This is a genomic window from Flavobacterium sp. (assembly GCF_040379285.1).
Lineage (GTDB): Bacteria > Bacteroidota > Bacteroidia > Flavobacteriales > Flavobacteriaceae > Flavobacterium.
Genome location: NZ_JBEILJ010000085.1, coordinates 1 through 6029 on the forward strand (window position 1 = coordinate 1; position 6029 = coordinate 6029).

Below are 6029 nucleotides of genomic sequence, written 5' to 3' on the forward strand. Positions count from 1 at the left end.
AAACTTTTGAAGGTTTTAAAACAAGAATATTAGCAAAAATTACAGCATTAACTTTAGTTCAATATATCAATAAATTCATCTTTGATAGACCAATAAATAATATTAAAAATCAAATAATTTAATTACACCCAACGGGTTAAATATATTATTTGGAATTGTTGAGTAGCTAAATTGATAATCCGCTCCACAGCCACCATATGAAGCCGTTAAAAAACCATTTACAAACTTATTATTTGAGAAAACTATATTATAACCTGGGACACCTGTATTAGAAAAATGTACAGTTGAGTCATTATTAAATTGATTATTAATTATTCTGTTTTTTAAAGTTAAAAGCGCATTCCATCTTCTTATTGATATATCTCTTAATGTGTTATTTGAAATAATAAACGGATAATCATTATTGTAAACACCAATCAAAAAACTAACATTGTTATTAGATATAAAATTTTTAGAGTTAGTATTTAAGTTATCTTGATTTTCATCTAAAAGAACTATACTAGCAGTGGTGTTTTTAATAACATTACCAAATCTAAAAGCTATACCTTTTGTGACATTATTATTAATAAAATTAGCTTCATAATACTCATTATTGACATCAATATAAGAAGATGAACTATCAATTATTGAAACCTTTGCTCTATTAGTATAGCTACCATTAGAAATACCACTTGAACTATAAGAATATATCCCTAAATTAAAGCCCATTATAGTTAATTTCATTCCAGGAAATCCAGCAATAGTAATGTTTGCATTAAAATTGATAATTGCACCCGGTGTTTGAGGCATAATCTGCAAAGATTTTCCAATAGTCAATGACGCCTCGTTATAGGTATTTGATGCAACAATAATTCGGTCTCCATTAACCGCTGCATTAACAGCAGAGGTGATAGTTGTAAATAAAGTAGTTCCATTTCCCGAGGATAAATTGGGGTCAACAAATCGATCAATAGCAAAAATCGAAGTAAAAGAGAAAAGTGTTAAAAGGGTAAAAATGTTTTTCATATTCTATTTTTTAGTTTGTTTTCCATTTTATTTTTTATGATTACAATACACCAAAGCTTTACACATTCTATTAGTTTTTGGGCATTTTCTTAATCCTAAAGAAAATGATTCGTGCTTAATAATTTGGCTGATGACATTATTAACCGATTGGCAGGTGTCTCTGTAGTTCATCACATTCGGGTGATTACGCAACCAAACATCTAGTGAATCGAGTTTGGGATGATTTTGGAGTGAAACTTGTGTAGACCCAACAATTAAGTAGTTGAATTTATTATCTAGGAAATAGACAATTAAATCCTGAATTGGAATTATTGCATTGTTAGCATAGGGCAAGGTTATTTCATTCATAAGTCATTTTTAATAACTACAAAAAACAAAAATACCGTACAGCAGCATGAATTTTACACTAAAAAATTTCTTTATTTGATTAAAAAGTTCTAATTTTGAACTATTAATTCATGTTTTTATGATACAACAACCCGAAACCAAGATCAAACAAATACGCGAATTGAAGAATTTTACACAAGAGTACATGGCTCAAAAGTTAGGGTTATCTACCCGTGCGTATAGTAAAATAGAAACGGGAGAAACGCAGTTGACCATAAACAGGTTGAATGAAATAAGTGAAATTTTTGGTGTTCCCCCCATGGAAGTTTTAGGGTTTGATGAAAAGCAAGTTTTTAATAATTGTAAACAAGATGGTTATATTGGAATTAATCATATTAACATGCCCGAAAAACTCATCCAACAATACGAAGAAACCATACAAGCTCTAAAAGAGCAAATTGCAGTACTGAAATTGTTAATGGAAAAATAAGGCTAGAATAATGTATAATAAGCCACTAGTTAACAAAAACATATTTTACTAATCACAAGTTGCTAATCACTAATCACTAGTTTCTAGTTCCTACTCCACATACAATACCAATCCCTTTAAATAATGCCCTTCGGGATGGTAAATATTGGTGGGGTGATCGGGTGATTGGGTAAGTTTGTGCAGCACCCGAATGGTGCGTCCCGACTCGATAGCGGCGGCGGCAACGGTATTGTAAAACAAGACATCGTCAATCACTTGCGAGCAAGAAAAGGTAAATAAAATGCCTTTGGGTGCTAGTGTTTTGAGTCCGGCTACATTCAAGCGTTTATAGGCTTGTGTCGCGGTGTGTTTACTTTTGATGCTTTTGGCAAAGGCAGGCGGATCCAAGACAATCACATCGTAGTGTTGGTGGTGATTGCGCATAAACTCAAAAACATCTGAAGCGACTGCGGTATGGTTGGCTCCCGGAAAATTCAATTCCATATTGCGGGAAGCAAGATCGACCGCTTTTTGCGAGATGTCTACAGAAGTGACCAATTCGGCACCGGATTCCATTGCATAGATAGAGAAACCGCCGGTATAGCAAAAGGTATTGAGTACTTTTTTGTCTTTGGAAAAAGAGCCCAATAATTTACGGTTGTCGCGTTGGTCCAAGAAAAAACCGGTTTTCTGCCCTTCAACCCAGTTCACGTGAAAGGAAATGCCGTTTTCTTGAGCGATGGTTTCGGGGGTATTCCCAAATAGGAAATAATCCGTTCCTGTTTGGGGTAAGGTACCGCTACTTTTGCAATAGATGGTTTCGCAATGTTCGGGAAATGCCTGTTGGATGGCCTGTGCAATGGCTTCCATCGCTTGAAAAATTCCGGTGGAATGCGCTTGTATGACCCAATGGTTATGGTAAAAATCGATGATGAGTCCGGGAATCCCATCGCCTTCGCCGTGAATCACACGAAAGGCATTGGTTTGGGTGAAATCCAAAATCTGTAATCGCATTGCCCAAGCGGCTTGGAGTTTTTCTTTCCAAAAATCGGGGGTAAACGGTTCGGCACCAAACGTGAGTAAACGGACCGAGATACTGCCTTTATTACTGAAATAACCCGTGCCTAAATGTTCGTTGTGTGCATCGACCACATCCACGAGTTCGCCGTCGTTCAATTCTTGGGTGACCCCATAGATCGCCCCGCTAAACACCCAGGGGTGGCGGCGTTGAATGGATTTTTCTTTTCCTTTTTTTAGGATTACTTTTGGAAGCATAGTTTGATTTGAAAATGAAAAAATTTGAAAATTTGAAAATGAATCTAAAAGACAAGACCATTTTCAAATTCTCAAATCTTCAAAATGGATTAATTATATACTCATCTCCGGCACTTCGCCATCAATGATTAACTCCGCTTCGGTCGCTTGAATGATTTCGTCTACGCTAACGCCAGGGGCGCGTTCCAGCAATTTGAATCCGTTGGGAGTGACTTCCAGTACAGCCAATTCGGTTACGACTTTTTTCACACAGCCGACACCGGTTAGGGGTAAGGTGCATTTTTTTAAGATTTTACTTTCGCCCGCTTTGTTCACGTGCATCATGGCCACAATGATGTTCTCGGCAGAGGCCACCAAGTCCATCGCGCCCCCCATTCCTTTCACCATTTTGCCTGGGATTTTCCAGTTGGCAATATCTCCGTTTTCGGCTACTTCCATAGCACCCAAAATGGTTAAGTCCACTTTTTGCGCCCGAATCATTCCGAAACTGAAAGCCGAGTCAAAGAAACTCGCCCCCGGTAAGGTCGTGATGGTTTGTTTACCCGCGTTGATGATGTCGGCATCTTCTTCGCCTTCAAAGGGAAACGGACCCATACCGAGTATGCCATTCTCCGATTGAAATTCGACCGAAATATCGGTGCGAACATAGTTTGCGACTAAGGTCGGAATCCCAATTCCGAGATTCACGTAATAGCCGTCTTGTACTTCTTTTGCTATGCGTTTTGCAATTTGGTTTTTATCTAAAGCCATAGTTTTGCGATTTGAAAATTTGATGATTTGAAAATTTGATTCTCTTGGATGAAGAAATTATTTTAGAAATGATCAAATGAATAGATTGTAATTTTTGAAATAATTCTTCACTTGGAGAAGGATAGAATTCAGAATGTTTGCAAAGTGCTAACCAATAGTTTAATTCGTCTACTTCTTTAGCTGCAATTTTGAATTTATGAATAAAATCTGCTTTGCTTTCTGCATTTTGTGCTTCACGAATATTAGCCCCTATAGATGTGCCGCTTCTGAAAATTTGGGTAGCCATTTCAAAACGATTCGTTTTTTTAATTGCTTCTGAGTAATTGATAATTTCAAGAGCAAACTCGAAACTTAGTGTAACGATGATATTTTCTTTATCATTCCTCATTTTTAAATTTTCAAATTAACACATTTTCAAATCATTTCTGCCTTACCGTTCGTTGTTCAATTCGTTTTTCAAATTTTTCACCTTGGAAAATGCGTTGTACCATGATGCCTGGAATATGAATTTCGTTGGGGTTAAGGGTTCCCGCGGGGACCAATCCTTCTACTTCTGCGATGGTGATTTTGGCCCCTCCAGCCATGACGGCATTAAAGTTTCGGGCGGTTCCTTTGAAAATAAGGTTCCCCGCTTCGTCGCCTTTCCAAGCCTTTACGATGGAAAAATCGGCTTTGTAGGCCAATTCCATAACGTGCATTTTCCCGTTGAATTCACGGGTTTCTTTTCCCTCTGCCACTTCGGTTCCGTAGCCTGCTGGCGTGAAGAAGGCTGGAATTCCGGCTTGAGCGGCACGGCATTTTTCGGCAAGAGTACCTTGAGGAGTGAGTTCGACTTCGAGTTCACCCGACAACATTTGACGTTCAAATTCGGCATTTTCACCTACATAGGACGAAATCATTTTTTTGATTTGGCGTTTTTGAAGCAACAGTCCAAGGCCAAAATCGTCCACGCCCGCATTGTTGGAAATACAAGTCAGGTTGGTTGTTCCTTTTTGTACTAATTCGGCAATACTATTCTCGGGAATACCACAAAGTCCGAAGCCGCCCAACATGATCGTCATGCCGTCTTCGATGCCTTGAAGGGCTTCTGCAACCGAGTTTACTTTTTTATTAATCATGAAGAAAATCGTTGGTTTGTGGCGTAAATTTAGGAAATAAAGCCCAAGAATAGGGGAAAGCGCCATAAAAAAATCCTGCCCAATATGGAGCAGGATTCTTGATTGATTTCATTTTTTAAATCCCTTTAAACTCATCCAAGTTTTGATCGTCAACAGGATCCACAGCGGTGGAATCGGTAGGTGTTGATGCACTGCGCGGACTCCAACAGTCCACTTTGATATTGAATCCTTCGGGTTTTATGAATTCGTCTTTGGAGACTTGTAAGTCGGGATCTTCGTAGCATTTTTCCATAAAATACCCCCAAATCGGTAAGGCGGCGGTAGCTCCTTGACCGTAGGTGATACTTTTGAAACGGGCCGATCGGTCTTCACAACCCACCCAAACGCCTGTGGCTAAGTTGGGTACCATCCCAATAAACCAACCGTCGGATTGATTTTGTGAGGTTCCTGTTTTCCCGGCAATGGGGTTGGTAAACATATACGGATATCCGGTCCAACGCGTATCGCCACTACCGCCAGATTGGGTTCGTAAACGCACACCCGAACCTTCATCGGTTACGCCTTCTAATAATTTGATTACCGCAAATGCAATGTCTTTATTTAACACATCGTGTGATTCAGGGACGGGTTCGTAAATTACAGCGCCGTTTTTATCTTCGATGCGTTGGATAAATTGCGGTTTGATATAAACCCCTTGATTGGCAAAGGTTGAATAGGCCGCCACCATATCTTGTACGGTAATATCTACTGCCCCCAGCGCAATCGAGGGTTGCATGGGGATTTCGGTGGTTACGCCTAGTTTTTTGGTGAGTTCAACTACAGGTTCGGGACCGGTTTTGTCAATCAACTTCGCCGATACAGTATTGATGGAATAGGCTAGCGCTTTCTTCAAGGTTACCATGCCCCGGTATTGGTGGTCGGAGTTGCGCGGTTCCCAATCCTCTGTCACATTGTGTTTTCCTTTGCGAATCATAAACGGCCCGTCGATGATGGTATCACAAGGCGACATGCCCAACTGTTCGATGGCTGTAGCATAGACAAAGGGCTTGAAGGTCGAACCCACTTGGCGGGCGCCTTGCCCTACG

The 6029-nt window shown here is 39.5% G+C and carries 7 protein-coding genes and 1 pseudogene; 2 read left to right on the forward strand and 6 right to left on the reverse strand.

The window, feature by feature from the left end; genetic code table 11:
• A pseudogene (locus ABWO12_RS11895) lies at positions 1-122 on the forward strand (IS982 family transposase); the annotation flags it as partial.
• Here ABWO12_RS11895 and ABWO12_RS11900 read toward each other — a convergent pair.
• Positions 103-1005 (reverse strand): hypothetical protein, encoded by a 903-nt coding sequence (locus ABWO12_RS11900; RefSeq protein ID WP_353089220.1) that lies wholly within the window; start codon positions 1003-1005, stop codon positions 103-105. The pseudogene ABWO12_RS11895 and the gene ABWO12_RS11900 overlap by 20 nt on opposite strands.
• 466 nt (positions 1006-1471) lie before the next feature.
• Between ABWO12_RS11900 and ABWO12_RS11905 the strand changes: the two genes are divergently transcribed.
• Positions 1472-1822 (forward strand): helix-turn-helix domain-containing protein, encoded by a 351-nt coding sequence (locus ABWO12_RS11905; protein WP_353089222.1) that lies wholly within the window; start codon positions 1472-1474, stop codon positions 1820-1822.
• A 90-nt stretch (positions 1823-1912) separates the two neighbouring features.
• Here ABWO12_RS11905 and ABWO12_RS11910 read toward each other — a convergent pair whose 3' ends face one another.
• From ABWO12_RS11910 to ABWO12_RS11930, 5 genes are all read right to left on the reverse strand, one after another.
• Positions 1913-3076 carry a class I SAM-dependent rRNA methyltransferase gene (locus tag ABWO12_RS11910; RefSeq protein WP_353089224.1) on the reverse strand — a complete coding sequence of 388 codons (1164 nt, stop codon included), beginning with the start codon at positions 3074-3076 and terminating at the stop codon, positions 1913-1915.
• 93 nt (positions 3077-3169) lie between these two features.
• The gene (locus tag ABWO12_RS11915; RefSeq protein ID WP_353089226.1) at positions 3170-3826 is read right to left on the reverse strand and encodes a CoA transferase subunit B; all 657 of its coding nucleotides are present in this window, start codon (positions 3824-3826) and stop codon (positions 3170-3172) included.
• On the reverse strand, positions 3813-4214 hold the full coding sequence (locus tag ABWO12_RS11920) for a four helix bundle protein (protein WP_353089228.1): 402 nt from the start codon (positions 4212-4214) through the stop codon (positions 3813-3815). Before ABWO12_RS11920 ends, ABWO12_RS11915 begins: the two co-directional genes overlap by 14 nt.
• A 31-nt stretch (positions 4215-4245) precedes the next feature.
• On the reverse strand, positions 4246-4944 hold the full coding sequence (locus ABWO12_RS11925) for a CoA transferase subunit A (protein WP_353089230.1): 699 nt from the start codon (positions 4942-4944) through the stop codon (positions 4246-4248).
• 115 nt (positions 4945-5059) lie between these two features.
• The coding region (locus ABWO12_RS11930) for a transglycosylase domain-containing protein (RefSeq protein WP_353089232.1) at positions 5060-6029 on the reverse strand (970 nt) is incomplete at its 5' end.

Coding starts and splice junctions, on each gene's coding strand:
- ABWO12_RS11920 (WP_353089228.1), bottom strand. CDS start 4,214: ATGAGGAATGATAAAGAAAATATCATCGTTACACTAAGTTTCGAGTTT.
- ABWO12_RS11925 (WP_353089230.1), bottom strand. CDS start 4,944: ATGATTAATAAAAAAGTAAACTCGGTTGCAGAAGCCCTTCAAGGCATC.
- ABWO12_RS11900 (WP_353089220.1), bottom strand. CDS start 1,005: ATGAAAAACATTTTTACCCTTTTAACACTTTTCTCTTTTACTTCGATT.
- ABWO12_RS11910 (WP_353089224.1), bottom strand. CDS start 3,076: ATGCTTCCAAAAGTAATCCTAAAAAAAGGAAAAGAAAAATCCATTCAA.
- ABWO12_RS11915 (WP_353089226.1), bottom strand. CDS start 3,826: ATGGCTTTAGATAAAAACCAAATTGCAAAACGCATAGCAAAAGAAGTA.
- ABWO12_RS11905 (WP_353089222.1), top strand. CDS start 1,472: ATGATACAACAACCCGAAACCAAGATCAAACAAATACGCGAATTGAAG.